Consider the following 19,803-nt stretch of genomic DNA (forward strand, 5'->3'; position numbering starts at 1 on the left):
TTCATCAGCACTCCTATGATATACCTTTTAGGTATTATATATAGATTTAATAGATATTTTCAATATGGAAAATAGAGGCGTATCATTTTATTTGAAGGCATCACAGGACAGAAAGGAGGACGCATATGAAGATCATCGTCGGAATCACGGGCGCGACCGGCGCCATCTTTGGCGTGCGGATGCTGGAGTGGCTGAAAAAAGCCGGCGCTGAAACACATCTGGTCATCTCTCCGTGGGCAGGCGCAACCATTCAGCATGAAACAGGATATACAATCAAGGATTTAGAAAAGCTTGCGTCTTTTACATATTCACATAAAGACCAAGCCGCCCGTATTTCAAGCGGTTCCTTTCAAACAGACGGAATGATTGTAGCACCTTGCAGTATGAAAACATTGGCAGGCATCCGCACCGGTTTGGCGGATAATCTGCTGACCCGTTCAGCGGACGTGATGCTGAAGGAACGGAAAAAACTGATCCTTTTGACGAGGGAAACCCCGCTCAATCAAATTCATCTTGAAAACATGCTTGAACTATCGCGTATGGGTGTGATGATTCTTCCGCCCATGCCGGCTTTCTATAACCATCCCCAAAATCTCATGGACATGGTCGACCACATTGTATTCCGGACGCTTGACCAGTTTGGCATCCATCTGTATGAAGCGAAACGCTGGGAAGGAATGAAACAGGCAAAATAAAAGGAGGATAACAGAATGGCTTATCAAGACTTTAGGGACTTTTTAAACGCATTAAAAAAAGAAGGACAGCTTCTTGAGGTGCAGGAAGAGGTAAAACCGGAACCCGACTTGGGCGCCGCTGCGCGCGCCGTGAACAACCTCGGGGATCAATCACCCGCTTTGCTGTTCAATAATATATACGGATACAACAATGCGCAAATCGCAATGAACGTCATTGGCTCCTGGCCGAACCACGCTTTAATGCTGGGTCTTCCGAAAGACACACCGGTCAAAGAACAGTTTTTTGAGTTTGCCCGCCGCTACGACCAATTTCCTGTGAAGGTTCAAAGAGAAGAAACAGCGCCGTTTCATGAAAATGAAATCACGGAGGACATCAACCTGTTTGATATTTTACCGCTCTTCCGCATCAATCAAGGCGACGGAGGCTATTATTTGGACAAAGCCTGCGTCATTTCAAGAGATGTCGAAGACCCTGAAAACTTTGGAAAGCAAAATGTCGGCATTTACAGAATGCAGGTGAAAGGGAAAGACCGCCTCGGCATCCAGCCCGTACCTCAGCACGATATTGCCATTCATTTGCGGCAGGCTGAAGAACGCGGCGAAAACCTTCCCGTCACAATCGCCCTCGGCTGTGAACCTGTCATTACAACAGCGGCGTCAACACCGCTCTTATACGACCAGTCAGAATACGAAATGGCAGGCGCTCTTCAAGGTGAGCCGTATAAAATCGTCAAATCTAAGCTTTCCGACTTAGATATCCCATGGGGAGCCGAAGTCGTCCTTGAAGGTGAAATCATTGCCGGGGAACGCGAATTTGAAGGTCCGTTCGGCGAATTTACCGGCCACTATTCAGGCGGCCGCAGCATGCCGATCATCAAAATCAAACGCGTATCCCATCGCACGAATCCGATTTTTGAACACTTATACTTAGGCATGCCATGGACGGAATGCGACTATATGATCGGCGTCAATACATGTGTGCCGCTTTATCAGCAGCTGAAAGAAGCGTATCCGGAAGAAATCGTCGCTGTCAACGCGATGTACACCCACGGGCTGCTCGCGATTGTTTCAACGAAAAGCCGCTACGGCGGATTTGCAAAAGCGGTCGGAATGCGTGCGCTGACAACACCGCACGGCCTCGGCTACTGCAAAATGGTCATCGTCGTTGACGAAGACGTCGATCCGTTTAATCTGCCGCAAGTGATGTGGGCGATTTCGACAAAAATGCACCCGAAACACGATGCGATCACAATCCCGGATCTATCCGTACTGCCGCTCGACCCGGGTTCAAATCCGGCCGGCATCACCCACAAAATGATTTTGGATGCGACAACACCGGCAGCACCGGAAACAAGAGGCCACTATTCACAGCCGCTTGATTCCCCTCTAACCACGAAAGAATGGGAACAAAAATTAATGAATCTATTAAATCAATAAGATAGGAGAGTGTTTCATTATGCATACATGTCCGCGCTGCGACTTAAAAAAAGCGGAAACTGTCAGCAAGTCTCCCGTTGAAGGAGCATGGGAAGTCTATCAATGCCAACATTGTTTTTTTACATGGAGATCGTCTGAGCCCGAAACGATCACAAATCCTGCAACATACAATCCGGCTTTTAAAATCGATCCTTCCGAAGTCGAAACGGCCGTCCACGTGCCGGCGATACCAAAGCGGAAAATCTAAAGGGAGGCATCCGGCATGGCTCAACTATCAAACGAACTATTTCAACTCTTAAACGGACAGAAACTCGCCGCGAAACGGCGTGAGGCGATGATGCTTCAGACCGTCACCGAAGACGGCTGGCCCCACACGGCCATGATCAGCGCCGGAGAAATCCTCGCCTTGAACGACACCGATGTCCGCCTTGCTCTTTGGCAAGGCACAACAACAACGGCAAACATCACCCGCACAGGCCGGGCGCTCTTCGTCACATGGTGGAAAGGCAAAGCTCATTATGTGCGGCTGTCTTTAACGAAACTGCCAGACTTAAAAGACGCCAAATACCCGAGAGCGCGCTTTGCCGGCACTGTCGAATCAGCCCGCGAAGACACCGCCAAATACGCCGATATCATCGCGGGTGTTCAGATTGAGCTGAAAGATGAAGATTCGGTTTTGCGGCGGTGGGAGGAGACGCTTGAGGAGTTGCAGAAATAACAGAAGGACCGTGGGGAACCATGGTCCTTTCAATTATTTCTGCAGCATTTTATTCGTCACTTGATAAGCCGCAAAAAAACCGCCCGATATCACGGCAAACAGAATCGCAAACACGCCGAATTTCCATGTGAGAGAGAGTTCAGGCAGGGAAAAGACGGATGTTCCCGCAATGAGGATACTGACGAAATAGAAAGAGAATGTGAACGGCTTTTTGTGTTTTTTTCAAAAGATTTTCGCAACGATGTTGCAGTGAGGATCGCTTTGATCTTTCAGGAGCTTATTTAATAACACATAAATCATGAATGCGAAAAAGGATATTGAAACGAGCATAAAGCCGGTGACGGAAATCTTTTCCTGCCAGTTCATTGAATGGTTGACAAGTCCGATCAAAAGAGTGCTTGTTGCATATAGGAGGTAGATTGAGAGAATGATTTTATTTCTGTCTTTCACAAATAATCTCTCCTTGTGCCGAATAAAGCCTGATGTGCCGGCCGATGTTGTCTTGATTTGCTTTGATGAAGAAGTACTTGTGGATGAATTTGACCCCCATCATCGAAAATAAACAAGCCATAAACAGATAGACGGTACTCATCAACAAATAGACGGCAGACTCGGAAACACGCAAAACGGCATGACTGATCATAAAACCGGCTGCCGGAACGGCCGCGAGAAACATCCCCGTCCGAGCCGCTGCATTTCTTTTGCATCGTTCAGAATCAAGGAATAAAACCAAGTAGTACCGGATGACGAGGAAGATGGTAGCGGCATATATGAACAGAGACAGAATGATCAATGGCAAATGAAAACCGATGGCAGCAAACAGCATCTTTTGCGACACGACCAACTGGCAATATGACATACCACTGAAAGATACGCCCATAAAGCGAACATATTGGAGGTGGTGATGATACCCGGTCATGCTTTTGACATTCATGATCATCATCCATATATTGATCAGGATGGCAACAGGTACGGCGGCGAAAGTGAAAAACCCGACTTCGTTCGCCAGCAAAGGGAATATGCATAAAATATCAAGCATCAAAACGATAAAACACACCATTCCCCATTTCGTTTCCCGGCTGATGGAAGCTGTCAAATGAGATTGAATTTCGTCAGGTAAATCTTTGTATGTAGCCGTTTCTCTTAATCTCAGTAAAACTTGTGTTCTTCCGCAGCTATGTTTCATCATTTTATCCCTCTGATTTTCTATTATTCTGCAATGATTCATGGTGTTTTTTGAGCCAGACCTTTTTTCTGTAAATATGTATTAAGAATGGAAGAACGAAAAAAATAAGCTAATAACGAATATTGCCAAGGTAATCTCTGAAGGTGCTTGTTCTCTTAACCCCCATATTGTCATAATGACAAAAAAGATACCCACTACAGGAAATAAAATAATGAAGATGATCATCGCTTCGTTTATTTTTTGTATAGAAAATTTTTTTCGTTATTCATAAAAAGCTCCTTTTTCTTGGTAGCCTTGAAAATCACACTGTCTGAGTGATTAAAAGCAAAGGTATACACTTGTTGCTAAACACGATCTGTTTTCTTCCTTAAATCAATCATGTTTTTGTTCCGACGGCTCCGGTTGGCAGTAAATGATTTTCGGCCGCGGCTGTATTTTCTCTTTTTTAAACGTCTAACGATCATGTCTTGGTTGGCTTTGATAAAAAAGAATTTATGAATGAATTTGACTCCCATAAAAGAAAAAAAGAAAGTAAATGCCAAGAAGGTATAACTCAGAAATAAGGTGGCTCCGCCTTCAAAAAAATGTAGCAAGTAAAATGCCGCCAGGTAAGCAAATCCTCCAAAAGCACACAAGTAGTTTACCAAATTGGTACAGTTTTTCTTTTTTTTATAATTGGGGAAAACGATAAAGTAGTGTCGAACCATACTTAAAATCACAATCACATACGCTAATAAAGACGTGATAATAAATAAAAGGTTATAACCAAGCAAAACGTAAACGAGTTCTTGCGATAATACAAAGTAACAAAAAGAATATACAGCTCCGGTTGCCCCCATATATAAGGTGAAATGTAAATCATTGCGATCACTCTGTTTTAAAAACAGGACAACGACTGTCCATAAGTTAATACCGATCATAAAAGGTAATGATATAGTCGTAAAAAATGTATCCCCGATTGCTATGATAAGCCCGCCGCATATCAAATCTGAAAACAGTATTATACAAAGCATTCTTAATTTAGCATCTTTTTCACAGCTTTCAGATGCTAAATGGATGATAATGTCGGAAGGTAATTTACTATATTTAGGGTTTCCCTTTAATTTTAGCAAGGTTTTCACCTGCCTTTTTTATATCAATCGAAAGAACATGAGATCTACTACGGCGCCGTTTTAGAAAATCTTTTTCATTTTTCATAAAAAAGCTCGACAGGTGCTGGCGAAAGTAAAAAGTTTGATTTCCTTCGCCAGCAAAGATAATATCCAGCACTGCGGGTGATCGAAGCCGTCACATGAGATTGAATACCATCAGTGAGTTTCTATATGGAACAGCCTATTTTAATTTCAGTTCCTGCGATGTTGAAAATTTAGCATAAGAGAAAGCATCCCGGGTGAGATGCTTTTTGTAAATGTTCTATCTCATTACTTTACTTAAATAAAAGCTGTACAAAGTTTGTGAGTTTTTTTCAGACTATTTGAAACTTCCCAGGAAAATTTTATTGCATATCTTATAACCAATAAAAATAACAATACTCAACATCACAAATTGAATCGTGAATAAACCTAGGCGTTCACTCCATGGTATATCAGGAATGACTACAGCGCTAAAACCTATTCCAAATGTAAAAAAGCAGTAGATGAATAGGACTATTTTTTTTCTGTAATTCTTCCAAATTTGCAAATGCTAAACCTCCTTATCGTGCTTTTTAGAACCTAAGGTTTTTTTATAGTCGAGTTCTTCGTTTGTTATATAGCCCATATGAAGGATCTCTTCTATCATATGGTGATTAAAGAATAGGTTGTAATCTTCAGTAATGTTGCCTTCAGGATATGGCACTGAGACATAATCGAATTTTTTTTGGCTAGATGATTGAATTTGGTTTCTTCCATACACCATGATAGGTTTGCGGACACTCTTGATTTTAACTACTGTACCGATAGGAAGCCAGTCATCAAATTTATGTTCTTCATCTTTTTTTTCGTTATACATCGTGATTACTCCCCCGACTTTCCATTTTTTCTTTGTAATTCAGGATGTTTTTTAAGCCAAATGTTCTTTCTGTAAAAATATAAGATGATTGGAGGAATGAAAAAAAATAAACAAATTACAGAAACAAATAAGGGGATTTGGGAAGGCGCTTGCTCTCCTAAACCCCATATTATCATTATGGTTAAAAAGATGCCCCCTATAGGAAATAAAATAGTGAAGATTATCATAGCTTCATTTATTCTTTTGTTTAAAAAATCTTTTCCATCATTCATAACAAGCCTCCTATTCGTCTTTTTCAGCTCCCAGTTTTAAACCGATCCCCACACCGGCAGCGACTTTAAGTTCAGTCTCTGTACCTACTTTCGCTTCAACGCCGGCTCCTCCAACCGTAAACTCAACACCTATATACGGATTATAATCCCAGCCAAACCACTCTTCAAGAGGCTTATAGCCATTCCAGTTAAATGGGCTGACAACGACTTCCACATCTGCGAGGCTGGCTGAAGCTCCTATGCTGGCACCATAATCTTCTATACCTGCACCTGCTTCCGCATGACCAAAATCAAGGCCGACACGTGCAGGTGAATTTTCGTGGTCAAAGTTTACTTTAATTCCATTAGCCTCCATTTTCCCACCCATAAAACTGTTTGATAAATAATTATCAACAAATTTATCGGGATTGTAGGGAGCTCCTATTTCTGCCTCGATATCACCTAACTGAAAATAAGTTTCTTTTTCATCCTCCCCTTTATCTTTATAGCCTTTATTTGTATCGAAAAGACTCGCATTAGCATGGATTTTTACTTCATAGTCTTTATTTGTAGCGCTTAAGCTAGCATTCCCTGCACCGGGAACCCCAAATCCTCCTGATACCTCTGTTTTAAACTCAAATTCCATATCCTTCTCGTTACTTGATGTACTACCCACACCATAAAACTCTTTTATACTGTTCTTCGATTTATGATTCTTAATATCATCAACTTTAGTTGAACTAGTCTTCTTTTTCTTCAATTCAGAAAACAAGTTTTGAAAAGCAGGTTCTTTTTTCAAAACACTGGAAGAGTATTTTTGAATTTCAATCCTCGGCCCCGTATACATCTTCTCCAACTGCTCGATGTACTGCTTCATCGTGTCGAGGTCTTTTCGCGCGGTTTTCAGCGCGTTTGTCTGCTCGCGGTCGAAGGTGTGGATTTTTTCGATTGTCTCGCTGATTTGTCGTTGGGCTTTTTTGGCGTTTTCGTTGACGGCGGAATCGTCGAGATCGGGCAGGTCGACAATGTGGCTGACAGTGGCGGCTGTCTGATTGGCTTTTGCTGTCAGTCTGGCTGTCAATGATTCGGCCTGGCTGACGCCGTCATGGAGTTCGTTTTCGAGAAAGCTTTGCGAGATAAAGCCGTTTTCAGTTGGCTCCAGGGAGCTGAGCGCACTTTTCGCCTTTTCTAAAATTCCTTTATAGTCGGAGATAAAAGATTCATAAAAAAGAAGAAAAGTGGTGTGGCACTCTTCGTAGAAGGAACGGATCGCCTCGCCTCCCGCGCCTTTTAAGGCGTCGTCGAGAGAGGTGATGCCTTTGACGCTTTGTTTGACTTTTGAAATGTCGTCTTCCTGGTTTTTCAATTCAGTCAACGTTTTGTCGAGGCCGTTTTGAAATGCCTGGACATCTAATGTTTTCAATGCGATTCCCTTCCTTCTACTTGCTTTTGATGGATGATGCCAGTTTTTTGTCTGTGTCTTTCATCGTCTCCACTGCTGATTCGGTTTGGGCGATTTGTTTGGAGAGAGCCGAAGCGTAGGTTTCTGCCAGTTCTTTTAAGTCTTTATTCATTTCTTCGATTTTTTTGACGACATCAAGGTGGTTTTTGCCGCTGATGTCTGTCGGTACGCTCGACTTGATCCCCTCGGCGGAGTGCTTCAGCTTTGAGAGGGCGTGTTTAACTTCACCGGTTTTGACTTTGATTTCTTGGCTCATGTTTATGACTCCTTTAGCGGCGGGCCTCTTTTTCTTCTTTTTCCAGCTTCTCAATTTTCTTTTTTAATGAGCTGATATCTTGGCCGAGTGAATGAATTTCATCTTTTAAAGAGGCGATGCGCTCGTTTAATTTTTTAAACACCTCATTCAATTGCTTCCCGCAAATATCATTGTAGGCCGATTTCATATCGTTTCTGACGTTTTTAAAGGAATCGGCAAGGCTGCCCTGCCATGTCGTTGAAGACAGTCCGGGCTCTTTGATGCTGCTTTTCGAATCCTCAAATTCCTCTTTTGTGATTGTTAATTCAGATTTGCAATTTTTCAGATGTGTCAGCTGTTCTTTTTTGATGACTAGTGTGCCCTGCATGCCATATAGGACCGTTTTTTCCCAGATGATCATGGTCTGCCACCTCCCGGCAATTTGATTCAAATGGCCTGTTGGAATCATTTAGTAAAGGACCTTAATAATGTTACAACATGGTATAAATGAGTTGAATAGGAAAAATGAACCATGATCAAAAGAATGTTTTTAATGAAAATAAGCAATCGTTCTTTATCATGGCTGGAATTTCCGGCATTTTCCCTTTTTTTATAGGGTTAAAAGGCATGGTTCTTATGGCTTGTTTTTTTATCATATTTATTTTCTGTTTCACGAAATTTAAGGTTATTTTAAGAAAAAAGTGACCTTTCGAGAGGCCGAACAAGGTATTTCAGACGAAATGTCAAATAATTTAGGTATTTCATATGAACAAGGAGGGGTATTTGTCTGTTTATGATGAAAAAGGGGGCAGGACGAGTTTCCTGACAATATTTCCAGCCGGATTCTCAGAACATATGCTGCCAAATACGCGGTCAATGATGATTGGAAACGCTGTCTTTCCCCTGACCAACAGGGGGATGAGGATGAAGAAGCTGTTAGTTGTTTATGCGGTCATGCTTTGTTTGTTTTTTCTTTATGTTTATGATTATTCCCGCAGCGATAAAGCGGGATCTACCGCAGGAGAAAGCGGAAGCCCTTTAGTGGGAAACCTTTCGGAAAAGTTCGTGATGGTGACGTTTCAGTCGGGAATTGAATATTGGAAGAGCGGTTTGAAAGGCTTTGAAGATGCTGCACAGCTTTTCAATGTCTCTGTCGAATACCGTGGGGCGGCCCATTATGATGTTCATGAACAAATGACTGTACTCGAGCAGGTCATTGCAAAAAAGCCGGCAGGGATCGCTGTTTCCGCGATTGATTCCGAGGCTTTGAATCCCGTGATCGACAAGGCGTATGAGCAGGGCATTCCGATCGTTCTATTTGATTCAGATGCCCCCCTCAGTAAAGCTTCAACATATATCGGCACAAACAATATGGAAGCGGGCTCCGCAGCTGCCAGGCAGATGGCTGAATTTTTGGATGAAAAGGGCGAAACAGCCGTGATTACCCAGCCGCGGCAGTATAATCAAGAGGAAAGGACAGAGGGATTTAAACAAACGATTGAACAACATTATCCGAAGATGAAGGTCTACGCTGTTTTAGACGGCAAAGGGGATGAACTGACTTCGAAAAAAGAAGCGGCGGCCATTTTGAAAAAAAACCCGGACATTCAAGGGATTTTCACGACGGAAGCAAATGGAGCGAGCGGGGTGGCCCAGGCTGTAAAAGCGGCGGGATTAGAAAAGAAAGTCCATATCATCGGTTTTGATAAAGATAAAAAAACGCTTGACGGCATCAAGGATGGAACGATTTCAGCCACTCTCGGACAAGATACATGGCAGATGGGCTACTGGTCGCTGCATATGCTGTTTTACTCAAACCGCCATTTAAAAGATACGCGCTCGCTTCCATCGTCAATCGATACGGGAATCACGATCATTACAAAAGAAAATGTGGAAGCTTACTATGCGAATGATTAAACTCTCCATCAATAATGTACCGATCCGCTATAAGCTGATCAGTCTGCTGCTTTTAATCAGCATGCTGCCGACAATCGGTTTGGGAATTCTGTCGGGATGGGCGGTTGAGAGCATTATTGAAAAACAGATGATCGATCATACATTGCAGCTGATCGGTGAAGTAAATAAATCGACTGAAGTCTATGTCAGCCACATGCAGAATCTGACCTATTTGATTTCAATGAATGAAGAAATGGAAGCGTTTTTTGATCATAAAAAAGGGGACGGGGAAGCGGATTACAAACGAAGGTCGTTTTTGCAAGGGCTGACCTCTCTGTATTCTGAAGCGGCGGGCATTCTTGTCGTAAATGACGAGGGTGAGATGATCAGCAATGAAATGTATAAGCGGACTCAGACGGATTTGACAAAGGAACCTTGGTATCAGGCGGCTGTAAAAAATGAAGGGATTTTTAAGATGATTGGGAAGCCTGTCAACCGGAATATCAGAAACCATGTCCACTACAGGGAAGATGAAGTCGTCTCAGCCGTCAGAGCTGTGATAGATCCGGAGACGCAACGTGTCAAAGGCGTGGTTTTAATCGATCTGAAACTGCGCGTGCTGGCGGAAGCGACAAAAAATATCCGTTTGGGAAAAACGGGTTATCTCATGATTATGGATGAGAACGGCGGTGATATTTATTCTCCGGAGGCTTCAGAGCTGTTTTTGCCGAAACAATGGTTTCAACAGGAAAGCTCCGGCGATTTTTCAAAGCGGATCAAGGGGGAAGATTACCAGTTGATCTATGAGACTTCCGCTTTTACAAACTGGACGACGGTCGGCGTCTTTAAAACCGGTGAACCGGTATTTGAAGTGAAAGAAATCCACTTATATGTGCTGTTGTTTTTGTTGGCTGCGGCGTTTTTGGGAATGACGGCTTCCTATTATTTGTCCTATTCAATGTCAAGGCCGATTCTGAAGCTGAATTCTTTTATGCAGAAAGCCGAGAGCGGAGACTTTTCGACACTTTACCAAGAGAACAGGCAGGATGAAATCGGGCTTTTGGGAAAAAGCTTCAACCGTTTGATGCTCAGGATTCAAGAGCTGATGTCCGTAACTGAGAAACAGGAACGGCAAAAAAGAGAAGCCGAATTAAGGGCTTTGCAGGCGCAAATCAATCCTCATTTTCTCTATAACACGCTGGATACGATCAATTGGATGGCGAGAAAGAAAGGGGCTGAGGAGGTTACGGATTTGGTGCAGGCCTTGTCAAAGCTGTTTCGCATATCTTTGAGCAAAGGACGGGACATGATTCCTTTATCAGACGAATTCGAACATGTTGAAAACTATTTGAAAATCCAAAAAGCGAGATATCGGGATAAACTGAATTATTCACTTGAGGTACCCGAGTTTGCCGGTGAACGTTTTATTTTAAAACTGGTGCTTCAGCCCATTGTCGAAAACGCGATTTATCATGGCATTAAAGAAAAAAAGGGGCCGGGACACATCGTGATCAAAGGGAAGGAAGAAGACGGCTGTCTGATGATAAAGGTCGAAGATGACGGGGCGGGAATGGATGAAAAGACATTAAAAAAAATAACTGACCAATTCAAAAAACGGGAAAATACAGCAGGCTACGGAATGATCAATGTCCATGAACGGATCGCCCTCACCTTTGGAGAACAGTATGGTTTAACGGTTGAAAGCCGAAAAGGAGCCGGAACGTCTGTCGCGATTCGGCTGCCGATTTTAACGAAAGGAGGGAGAGCGCTTGAGTGAGCAATGGCGGGTTTTGATTGCCGATGATGAACCGTGGATTCGCGAGGGAATACGGGATGCTGTGTCATGGGAGCGATACCATATGGAAGTGTCGGCTGAAGCGGAAAATGGTGAAGAAGCGCATGAGCTTGCGCTTAAACATGACATCGATTTATTGATCGTCGACTTGAACATGCCGATTGTCAACGGGTTGACGCTGATGAAAAATCTGCGTCGTGAATTGCCGCTCTGCCGTTTTGTCATTGTGACGGGCTATGATCAGTTTGCATATGCCCAGGAAGCGATCAGGCTGAATGTTGATGATTATTTATTAAAGCCTGTGGACCCTGGCGACCTAGGAAAGGTGCTGCAGAACATTAGCAGCTCACTTGCATCCGAAAAAAAGAAACGCCGCGAGCAAAAGCTCGCTGAGCAGCATATTCAAAAAAACCTCAGCCTTCTGAAAGAACATTTTTTCAAGCAGTGGGTACAGGATCTGGGCGCGGGAGAAGACGTCTATCAGCAGCTTCAATGCCTTCAGCTGCCGGCGCGCCTGCCGGAGGTGCTCGGTGTTATCAGCACCGGGAGTTTATGGATCAAGCCATCTGAAGCTGACAACCTGAAAAAAAAGGTTGAACGATTTTTCAACAAAGAAACTGAAAAAGCCGTTTTTTTTGACGATGACCGCCTTGTCTCCGTATGTCTTTGGCGTTTCATCACAGAAGCGGAGCAGCGGGCGCTTGAAGATATGATTCAAGCCGAGCTGCAAGTCAGTGCGGCCTCATGTTTCGTGAAGCCTGCTGAGACGGATCAATCGGTTTCCCAAGCCTATCAATTTTGCAAACAAAAGGTTTCCCAAGCATTTGATGTCTCTCCGGTTGTGGCGCGCGCCAAAGAATATATGCAACAGCATTTTGATGAAAGGGAGATTTCTTTAAAGCAGACAGCAGGCGCCTTGCAGGTTTCTTCAGTCTATTTGAGCCGGATGATGAAGCGGGAGCTCGGCATGACATTTGTGCAGCTGCTGACGGAGATGCGCATGCAAAAAGCGGTTCACCTTTTGCAGACGACCTCTTTGCCGATTCATGATATCGCTGAACAAACGGGCTATGATACACAGCACTATTTCAGCACTGTGTTTAAAAAAGCGATGGGCGCGTCGCCAAATCAGTACCGCCGAATGTCGGGAACCTGAATAAATAGGAAGAAAGTTGTAATGTAAGCGCTTTAAAAAAGTCTGATTTTTATAAAAATAGTTAATTAATTCAAAAGACGGACGTCCAAAAGAAATGGTACAGTTGGCATGATTCATGATGGGAGAAATGAAAAAGGGGGATATCAAGCGTGAAAAAAAGCTGGCTGTTTATCATGGCGTTGTTCTTTTGTTTAATGGTTTCCGCCTGCTCCGGCAATCAGGCAAGCGGAGGGGGAGACAAAGGCTATGTCGGTATTTCAATGCCGACAAAATCTTCAGAGCGCTGGGTTTATGATGGAAAGTACATGGTAAAAGAGTTTGAAAAGCTCGGGTATAAAACAGATCTTCAATATGCAGAAGACGTTGTTGAGAACCAAGTATCACAAATTGAAAATATGATTACAAAGGGTGTCAATGTGCTCGTCATCGCTTCCATTGACGGAGAAGCGCTGACTGACGTCCTTGATAAAGCGAATAAACAGGATATTAAAGTCATTTCTTACGACAGGCTTCTGATGAACAGCAAACATGTCGACTACTATGCGACATTTGACAACCATAAGGTCGGCGATCTCCAAGGGAAATATATTGAAGACAAGCTTGGTTTGAAAGACGGAAAAGGCCCGTTTAACATTGAACTGTTTGCCGGATCGCCCGACGATAATAACGCGCATTATTTCTTTGACGGTGCTATGTCTGTATTGAAACCCTATATCGATTCCGGGAAATTGAAAGTGTTAAGCAAACAGACCGCTTTTGAACAGGGAGCGACATTGAGATGGGACGGCGCGACCGCACAAGCGCGTATGGACAACCTGCTGAGCGCCCATTATACAAAGGCAAAGCTTGATGCGGTGCTTTCACCATATGACGGCATTAGCATCGGAATCATTTCATCATTGAAGGGAGCCGGATACGGAACGGATAAAAAGCCGCTGCCGGTCATCACCGGACAGGATGCTGAGCTCGCTTCCGTCAATTCCATCATGAAAGGCGAACAGACGTCAACGATCTTTAAAGATACGAGGGAATTGGCGAAAAAAGCCGTTGAAATGGCAACGTCTGTCTTAAAGGGCGAAAAAGCCGAAGTCAATGATACAAAGACATATGACAACGGGGAAAAAGTCGTTCCGTCTTACTTGCTTGAACCTGTCGTCGTCGATAAAGAGAACTACAAAAAGGTGCTGGTTGAAAGCGATTACTATAAAGAATCGGAATTAGGGAAGTGATGTCATGTCCGATTGCATATTGGAGATGAGAGGGATCACGAAGGAATTTCCCGGCGTCATAGCGCTCAACAATGTTCATCTGCGCGTCAAAGCAGGGGAAATCCATGCGCTCTGCGGGGAAAACGGCGCAGGCAAATCGACGCTGATGAAGGTGCTCAGCGGTGTATACCCGCATGGGACATACACAGGGGACATCTTATATAAAGGGGAAGTCTGCCAGTTTAGAAGTATCAAGCAAAGCGAGGAAGCGGGGATCGTTATTATCCATCAGGAGCTGGCGCTGGTCCCCCAGCTTTCCATTGCGGAGAATCTCTTTTTGGGAAATGAACAGGCCAAAAGAGGTGTCATCAATTGGAGGGAAACAAAGCGGGAAACCCTTGAATTGATGAAAAAGGTCGGTCTGCAAGAATCGCCGAATACGCTCGTTTCACAAATAGGGGTCGGAAAACAGCAATTGGTTGAAATCGCGAAAGCTTTGGCTAAAAAAGTGCAGCTGTTAATTTTAGATGAGCCGACGGCCGCATTAAATGAGGCTGACAGCGAAAACCTGCTGCAGCTCTTATTGGAGCTGAAGAGACAAGGAATTTCTTCAATTATGATTTCTCATAAATTAAATGAAATCACAAAAGTGGCGGATTCGATCACTGTGCTTCGCGACGGGCAGACGATCGAAACGCTTGAAGTTCAGAGCGGGCAATTGACCGAAAATCGAATCATCAGAGGCATGGTCGGCCGCGAGCTGCAAAACCGCTATCCTGAAAGACACGCTGAAATCGGCCAAGTCATATTTGAAGTGAAGGATTGGACTGTCCACCATCCGCTTCAGCATGACCGGACAGTGGTGAATCGCGCAAACCTTTCTGTCAGAAAGGGCGAGATTGCCGGAATTGCGGGGTTGATGGGCTCAGGCAGGACAGAACTTGCCATGAGTATCTTTGGCAAGTCCTACGGAAAAAACATATCAGGCACTCTCAAAAAAGACGGGCAGAAATTAAGCATCCGCCATGCCGATGACGCGATTAAAAACGGTATCGTCTATGTCACAGAGGACCGGAAAGGCAACGGTCTGATTTTAATGGACAGCATTAAAAAAAATATTACATTGTCCAAATTAAAAAAGGTTTCGCGGCGGCTGGTGATGGATGAACGAAAAGAGAAAAACGAAGCTGAAGGCTTCCGCCGGAAATTAAACATCAAGACACCGGACATTTATCAGACAACCGGCAATTTAAGCGGAGGCAATCAGCAAAAGGTCATGCTGAGCAAATGGATTTTTGCGGAGCCCGATATTTTAATCCTTGATGAACCGACGCGAGGCATTGATGTCGGCGCAAAATATGAAATCTATGCCATTATCAATCAGCTGGCTGAGGAAGGGAAAGCGGTGATCATCATATCCTCTGAGCTTCCTGAACTGCTGGGCATGTGCGACAGAATCTATACGATGTGTGAAGGAGAAATCACCGCAGAGTTTTCTCAAGATGAAGCTGACCAGGAGAGGCTGATGAAATATATGACAAACCGCATGAAGAAAGGGGGAGAGGCGTATGCAGACACCGGTGCAAACGGATAAAGACCGGTCCGAGTCCGGTTATATGCAGCTGTTTCGCGATATGTATAAGCAGAACATCAGGAAATACAGCATGGTCATTGCGCTCGTGTTCATCATGCTGCTTTTCCAAATACTGACGGACGGTATTTTGCTCAGACCGCTAAATATTACGAATCTGATTCTGCAAAACAGCTATATTCTCATTTTGGCGATAGGGATGATGCTCGTCATTATTACGGGGCATATCGATTTATCAGTCGGTTCGGTCGCCGCTTTTGTCGGAGCCGTATCCGCCATGATGATCATCGAAAACGATATGCCGCTCTTTGCGGCTGTCGTGCTGTCACTGCTATTGGGAGCGGCTATCGGCGCCTGGCAGGGTTTTTGGATCGCTTATGTGAAGATTCCGGCTTTCATTGTCACATTGGCGGGCATGCTTTTGTTCAGAGGGCTGACGATGATCGTTCTTGAAGGGAAGTCGATCGCCCCATTTCCTGCATCTTTTCAAGAAATGGCTGCCGGTTTTATCCCGGACTGGCTGAACGGAGGCATGCTCCATGTGACGACGATTGTCATTGGAGCGGGGCTCTCGATCCTTTACCTCGTATATCAGCTGCAGCAAAGAAATATACAAAAGAAATACCAGCTTGACTTGCAGGGAAAAGGTCTGTTCGTTGTTAAAATATTGTTTATTATCGCCATTATTAACCTTTTTACTTACATTCTCGCAACCTATGAAGGTATACCGATCATTTTGATTACCTTGTTTATCTTAGTAGCAGGCTATACATTTGTCATGAAAAAAACCGTAATCGGCCGCAGAATCTATGCGATCGGCGGAAACGAAAAAGCGGCTGAGCTTTCGGGGATCAAAACGAAGCGGCTGACATTCATGGTGTTCGTCAATATGGGCGTCTTGGCCGCACTTTCAGGCTTGATTTTTGCAGCTCGCTTAAATGCAGCGACGCCGAAAGCGGGAAACCTGTTTGAGCTTGACGCGATAGCCGCCTGCTTTATTGGAGGCGCATCGGCCTACGGCGGGATCGGCACGATCGGCGGGGCGATTATCGGCGGTCTTGTCATGGGGGTTATGAACAACGGCATGTCACTGCTCGGCCTTGGCATTGACTGGCAGCAGGCGATTAAAGGACTTGTCCTTTTGATTGCCGTTGCGTTTGATATTTACAATAAAAACAAATCATCATAATGAATGGCAGTATCGTTTTAAAAGCTTCTTTCTTAAATGGAAAGGAGCTTTTTGCTATCGCTCATAAGTTTGATTGATATTGTGTGAAATGAAATATCTTGTAAAAAATATATCATTTTAAAGGGTTTTGCGGAAAAAGAGTATATAGAACTATTTTGTTCTAATACTTTGCACTTTATAATTTGAACATTGGAAAAGTCCTAGTGTCTGAATGACTAGTATGCAGCAGTTTTTAGTTTGAAGAGGTGAAGATTCAGTGGATTTTGGTCATAAGATGAAACTGGCCCGCAACGGTATTTCTCATGAGCTGAAACATGTTGAAGAGAAAATGTCCAGGCTGGAAAAAGCACGGCAGGATATTCAAAAAGAACAGCAGATCAGTGCTGGGGAAATCGATCAAATCATGAAGCCTGAGCTCGGCATACATTGGACAGGCGAGCGGGCCGAAGATTTTTTTGATGAACGCGACAGCGCCCATACCGCTATGTACCATGTTGTGCATGATGAGTATGAAGGCTATATGCATTCGATTCAAGTACAGCTCATGACATTAAAAGCTGAAAAAGCGGGCTTGCTATTTGAGCAGCAAGCCGTCATGAGCGCCCAGGAGCTGCTCGAAAAAGGGGAAGCAGCGGTTCATCTCCTTGAACATAAAGTGGAGCAATTTAGAAAGTGGATCTTTTAGTATGTTCGGCTGTCACAGTCTGCGGACAAGCTGAAAGCCTGTTTTTGACCATTCAAAAACAGGCTTTTTTGTCAGTTTTGCTGGACGGACTGAGCTTCAGAATCCAGTGTGCGATTCATTTTTTTCGGTTCAGGCAGCAGGATGTTTAAAATGCTGGCTCCCGCCAATATGATGATTGAAAGGTAGAAAGACAGATTATAGTTGCCTGTCTGGCTGTACCATACGCCCGGCAAATATGCTCCCAGTGCAGAACCGATCTGATGGCTGAGAAACAGCCAGCCGAGGATAAATCCGACGGAGTACTGCCTGAAGTACTGGGTTGCAAGCATTTGCGTCGGAGCGACGGTCGCGAAGTCAACCAAACCGAACAAAATCGCAAAGCCGAGCAGGAGAATCGGTTCATGGCTTGATAATAGAATAACAAGAGACAATGCGCGGACGGCATATAAAAAACATAAAATTTTTCTGCTGCTCCAGCGGTCTGCCACAACACCGGAAACCAAAATGCCGATGATGTTAAATCCGGCCAGCAGACTGACTGCTGCGCTGGTGACTCCTGTTGAAAACCCGTGATCATGTGAGAATGGAATAAGGTGGGTGTCCATCAACCCGGTCGTCGTGAACCCGCAAATAAAAAACGGCAATATGAGAAACCAAAATGTCCGGTTTAGAAAGACGGCCTTGTACGGTATCTTTTTAGCCTGCTCAGACGGTTCGCCTTTTGCTGCTTCCGTCTGATACCCGCCGATCGGCTGGGCATCCTTTTCTGACGGATGATTTCTTAAAAACAGCAAAACAATCGGAAACACGATGAAAGTTAAAAAGGCGCCTAAGACAATGACAGTGATTTTCCAGTTAAACCAGTGAATCAGCATAAGAGACCCCGGTACAAGAAGCATCTGCCCCGCACCGAACCCGGCCTCCATAATCCCGAATGCGAGCCCGCGCTTCTCGGTGAACCAGTTGGTGACGATGACGGTTGAAGCGACATTCGATGCACCGCCGACACCAAGGGAAGCGATGATGCCGTACAGAATAAACAGCTGCCATGGAGAAGTCACGAGATATGTAAAAAAGATGCTCAAGCCAACCAGGAGCGTGCTGAATGATAAGATGATCCTGGGGCCGAACCGGTCGACAAGTCTGCCGATCACAGGCTGGGAGACCCCATAGACAATGAAGCTCAGCATCGAGATCAGTGAAATCGTACCCCTGTCCAGTGCAAATTCTTCTTCCCACGGCTGGATAAAGGCACCGAATGAAAGACGGACTCCCTGGACGGCCAAAAGCGTCAAAAATGTCACAAAAACGATGATCCACGCGTAATGTAATTTCCGTTTCATAGACCCTCCCACTTCGTCAGGCTAGCTCTGCATCCCAGCGTTCTTCACGGAGATGCTGTCCCCATAATAAAGTTTCATCTTTGACTTCCGTCAGTCTGAATCCGAATTTTTCATACAACGGCCGTGCTTCAGCCATCGTGCTGACCGTCCAAAGAAAGACCCGCTCAAATTTTTTTTCTTTGCAATAATCGATGAGCTGCTGAAGAAGCCGTGTGCCGACCCCCTGCTGACGGAACGCGGAATCGACAAGAAACCACCTGAGCTGCCCCGTATTGCCGGGATGTTTGACAAGGCCGACGCATCCCGCGAATCTTCCGGCACTTTCGGCTATCCATATCTTTTCAATCTCGGATTCAAATGTTTCATGAAGATATGCTGAAAATGTATGGTCCCAGCCGTGTGTCTCAGCATAAAACGTCCGCTGCTTTTCAATCATCAGCTTGATGTCGTCTGATAGATAGTAATCTCTTATTGAAATCGCAGATTTTTCAGGAGACAGGTGTTCTGACAATATGCATTCAATCGTATTCATGGCTTGGACCAGCTTTTCTTGGTTTTGGCCGTCCACATGTTTCAGCATGTATTCAATCTGCTGATTCGCTTTTGCCTCCAGTTTTTTATAGATGGTGTTGCCGAACTCGGTTAAATAAATATAATGGTTGCGGCTGTCCTCTTCGCTTTTTTGCTTATAGACCATCTGTTCTTTTTCAAACCGCTTGAGGATTCTGCTTACATAGCCGCGATCCAGGCCGAGTGTATCCTGAAGCAGCTTGGCCGTACAATGGCTGGTGTTCTTGATCTCAAATAATATCCGGGTTTCCGTTAAGGAAAACGGGCTGTCATAAATATGTTCATCAAGAAAGCCGAGAACATTTGTGTAGAATCGATTGAACTTTCTGAATTTTAAAGTAATAGAATGGTTGGCTTCCGTCATTTCAATCCCTCTCTCTCTGTAAATCGCTGCTTT

The 19,803-nt window shown here is 44.4% G+C and carries 21 protein-coding genes; 11 read left to right on the plus strand and 10 right to left on the minus strand.

The genetic code is table 11. From position 1 onward, the window contains the following. Positions 1-125 precede the first annotated feature (125 nt). Genes RBH91_RS02375 through RBH91_RS02390 form a run of 4 tightly spaced genes read left to right on the plus strand, consistent with a single transcriptional unit; the run spans position 126 to position 2,850 of the window. Positions 126-695, plus strand: coding sequence for a non-oxidative hydroxyarylic acid decarboxylases subunit B (locus tag RBH91_RS02375; RefSeq protein ID WP_307893341.1), 570 nt, complete (start codon positions 126-128; stop codon positions 693-695). A 15-nt stretch (positions 696-710) separates the two neighbouring features. After that, the gene (locus tag RBH91_RS02380) at positions 711-2,132 is read left to right on the plus strand and encodes a non-oxidative hydroxyarylic acid decarboxylases subunit C (protein WP_307893342.1); all 1,422 of its coding nucleotides are present in this window, start codon (positions 711-713) and stop codon (positions 2,130-2,132) included. A gap of 19 nt (positions 2,133-2,151) precedes the next feature. Then, positions 2,152-2,379 (plus strand): non-oxidative hydroxyarylic acid decarboxylases subunit D, encoded by a 228-nt coding sequence (locus tag RBH91_RS02385; RefSeq protein ID WP_076758285.1) that lies wholly within the window; start codon positions 2,152-2,154, stop codon positions 2,377-2,379. Positions 2,380-2,394: 15 nt separating this feature from the next. Next, the gene (locus RBH91_RS02390; RefSeq protein ID WP_307893343.1) at positions 2,395-2,850 is read left to right on the plus strand and encodes a pyridoxamine 5'-phosphate oxidase family protein; all 456 of its coding nucleotides are present in this window, start codon (positions 2,395-2,397) and stop codon (positions 2,848-2,850) included. A 222-nt stretch (positions 2,851-3,072) separates the two neighbouring features. Here RBH91_RS02390 and RBH91_RS02395 read toward each other — a convergent pair whose 3' ends face one another. The 8 genes from RBH91_RS02395 to RBH91_RS02430 all read right to left on the minus strand — a co-directional run bounded on the left by RBH91_RS02395 (position 3,073) and on the right by RBH91_RS02430 (position 8,391). Next, positions 3,073-3,300, minus strand: coding sequence for a hypothetical protein (locus RBH91_RS02395; protein WP_307893344.1), 228 nt, complete (start codon positions 3,298-3,300; stop codon positions 3,073-3,075). Then, positions 3,284-4,036 carry a hypothetical protein gene (locus tag RBH91_RS02400; RefSeq protein WP_307893345.1) on the minus strand — a complete coding sequence of 251 codons (753 nt, stop codon included), beginning with the start codon at positions 4,034-4,036 and terminating at the stop codon, positions 3,284-3,286. Before RBH91_RS02400 ends, RBH91_RS02395 begins: the two co-directional genes overlap by 17 nt. 344 nt (positions 4,037-4,380) lie before the next feature. Then, entirely contained in the window at positions 4,381-5,148 is a 768-nt protein-coding gene (locus RBH91_RS02405) for a hypothetical protein (RefSeq protein ID WP_307893346.1), read from the minus strand. Between the two features lie 571 nt (positions 5,149-5,719). Then, complete coding sequence (locus tag RBH91_RS02410) at positions 5,720-6,025, minus strand: DUF4176 domain-containing protein (RefSeq protein ID WP_307893347.1); 306 nt, start codon at positions 6,023-6,025, stop codon at positions 5,720-5,722. Positions 6,026-6,030: 5 nt separating this feature from the next. Then, positions 6,031-6,297 carry a hypothetical protein gene (locus tag RBH91_RS02415; RefSeq protein ID WP_307893348.1) on the minus strand — a complete coding sequence of 89 codons (267 nt, stop codon included), beginning with the start codon at positions 6,295-6,297 and terminating at the stop codon, positions 6,031-6,033. A gap of 10 nt (positions 6,298-6,307) precedes the next feature. After that, entirely contained in the window at positions 6,308-7,699 is a 1,392-nt protein-coding gene (locus RBH91_RS02420; RefSeq protein WP_307893349.1) for a ribonuclease YeeF family protein, read from the minus strand. Between the two features lie 16 nt (positions 7,700-7,715). Further along, entirely contained in the window at positions 7,716-7,994 is a 279-nt protein-coding gene (locus RBH91_RS02425) for a YwqI/YxiC family protein (protein WP_076758299.1), read from the minus strand. Between the two features lie 13 nt (positions 7,995-8,007). Further along, positions 8,008-8,391, minus strand: coding sequence for a YwqH-like family protein (locus tag RBH91_RS02430; protein WP_076758370.1), 384 nt, complete (start codon positions 8,389-8,391; stop codon positions 8,008-8,010). 506 nt (positions 8,392-8,897) lie between these two features. Between RBH91_RS02430 and RBH91_RS02435 the strand changes: the two genes are divergently transcribed. From RBH91_RS02435 to RBH91_RS02465, 7 genes are all read left to right on the plus strand, one after another. After that, on the plus strand, positions 8,898-9,890 hold the full coding sequence (locus RBH91_RS02435; protein ID WP_307893350.1) for a substrate-binding domain-containing protein: 993 nt from the start codon (positions 8,898-8,900) through the stop codon (positions 9,888-9,890). Then, on the plus strand, positions 9,883-11,646 hold the full coding sequence (locus RBH91_RS02440) for a cache domain-containing sensor histidine kinase (protein ID WP_307894628.1): 1,764 nt from the start codon (positions 9,883-9,885) through the stop codon (positions 11,644-11,646). The genes RBH91_RS02435 and RBH91_RS02440 overlap by 8 nt, the downstream gene beginning before the upstream one ends. Further along, complete coding sequence (locus RBH91_RS02445; protein ID WP_307893351.1) at positions 11,639-12,820, plus strand: response regulator transcription factor; 1,182 nt, start codon at positions 11,639-11,641, stop codon at positions 12,818-12,820. Before RBH91_RS02440 ends, RBH91_RS02445 begins: the two co-directional genes overlap by 8 nt. A gap of 149 nt (positions 12,821-12,969) precedes the next feature. Then, positions 12,970-14,049: a multiple monosaccharide ABC transporter substrate-binding protein gene (chvE, locus tag RBH91_RS02450; protein WP_307893352.1), complete on the plus strand. Its 1,080-nt coding sequence runs from the start codon at positions 12,970-12,972 to the stop codon at positions 14,047-14,049. A 4-nt stretch (positions 14,050-14,053) separates the two neighbouring features. Beyond that, complete coding sequence (gene mmsA / locus RBH91_RS02455; RefSeq protein WP_307893353.1) at positions 14,054-15,622, plus strand: multiple monosaccharide ABC transporter ATP-binding protein; 1,569 nt, start codon at positions 14,054-14,056, stop codon at positions 15,620-15,622. Continuing rightward, positions 15,597-16,808 carry a multiple monosaccharide ABC transporter permease gene (gene mmsB / locus RBH91_RS02460; protein WP_076758314.1) on the plus strand — a complete coding sequence of 404 codons (1,212 nt, stop codon included), beginning with the start codon at positions 15,597-15,599 and terminating at the stop codon, positions 16,806-16,808. The genes mmsA and mmsB overlap by 26 nt, the downstream gene beginning before the upstream one ends. A 256-nt stretch (positions 16,809-17,064) precedes the next feature. Beyond that, positions 17,065-17,493, plus strand: a complete 429-nt coding sequence (locus tag RBH91_RS02465) for a hypothetical protein (protein ID WP_307893354.1) — start codon at positions 17,065-17,067, stop codon at positions 17,491-17,493. 71 nt (positions 17,494-17,564) lie between these two features. Here RBH91_RS02465 and RBH91_RS02470 read toward each other — a convergent pair whose 3' ends face one another. Then, positions 17,565-18,836, minus strand: coding sequence for an MFS transporter (locus tag RBH91_RS02470; RefSeq protein WP_307893355.1), 1,272 nt, complete (start codon positions 18,834-18,836; stop codon positions 17,565-17,567). Positions 18,837-18,852: 16 nt separating this feature from the next. Then, the gene (locus RBH91_RS02475; protein WP_307893356.1) at positions 18,853-19,770 is read right to left on the minus strand and encodes a bifunctional helix-turn-helix transcriptional regulator/GNAT family N-acetyltransferase; all 918 of its coding nucleotides are present in this window, start codon (positions 19,768-19,770) and stop codon (positions 18,853-18,855) included. Positions 19,771-19,803: the final 33 nt, after the last annotated feature.

Origin of the sequence: Bacillus swezeyi, from assembly GCF_030908325.1 — a bacterium.
Lineage (GTDB): Bacteria > Bacillota > Bacilli > Bacillales > Bacillaceae > Bacillus > Bacillus swezeyi.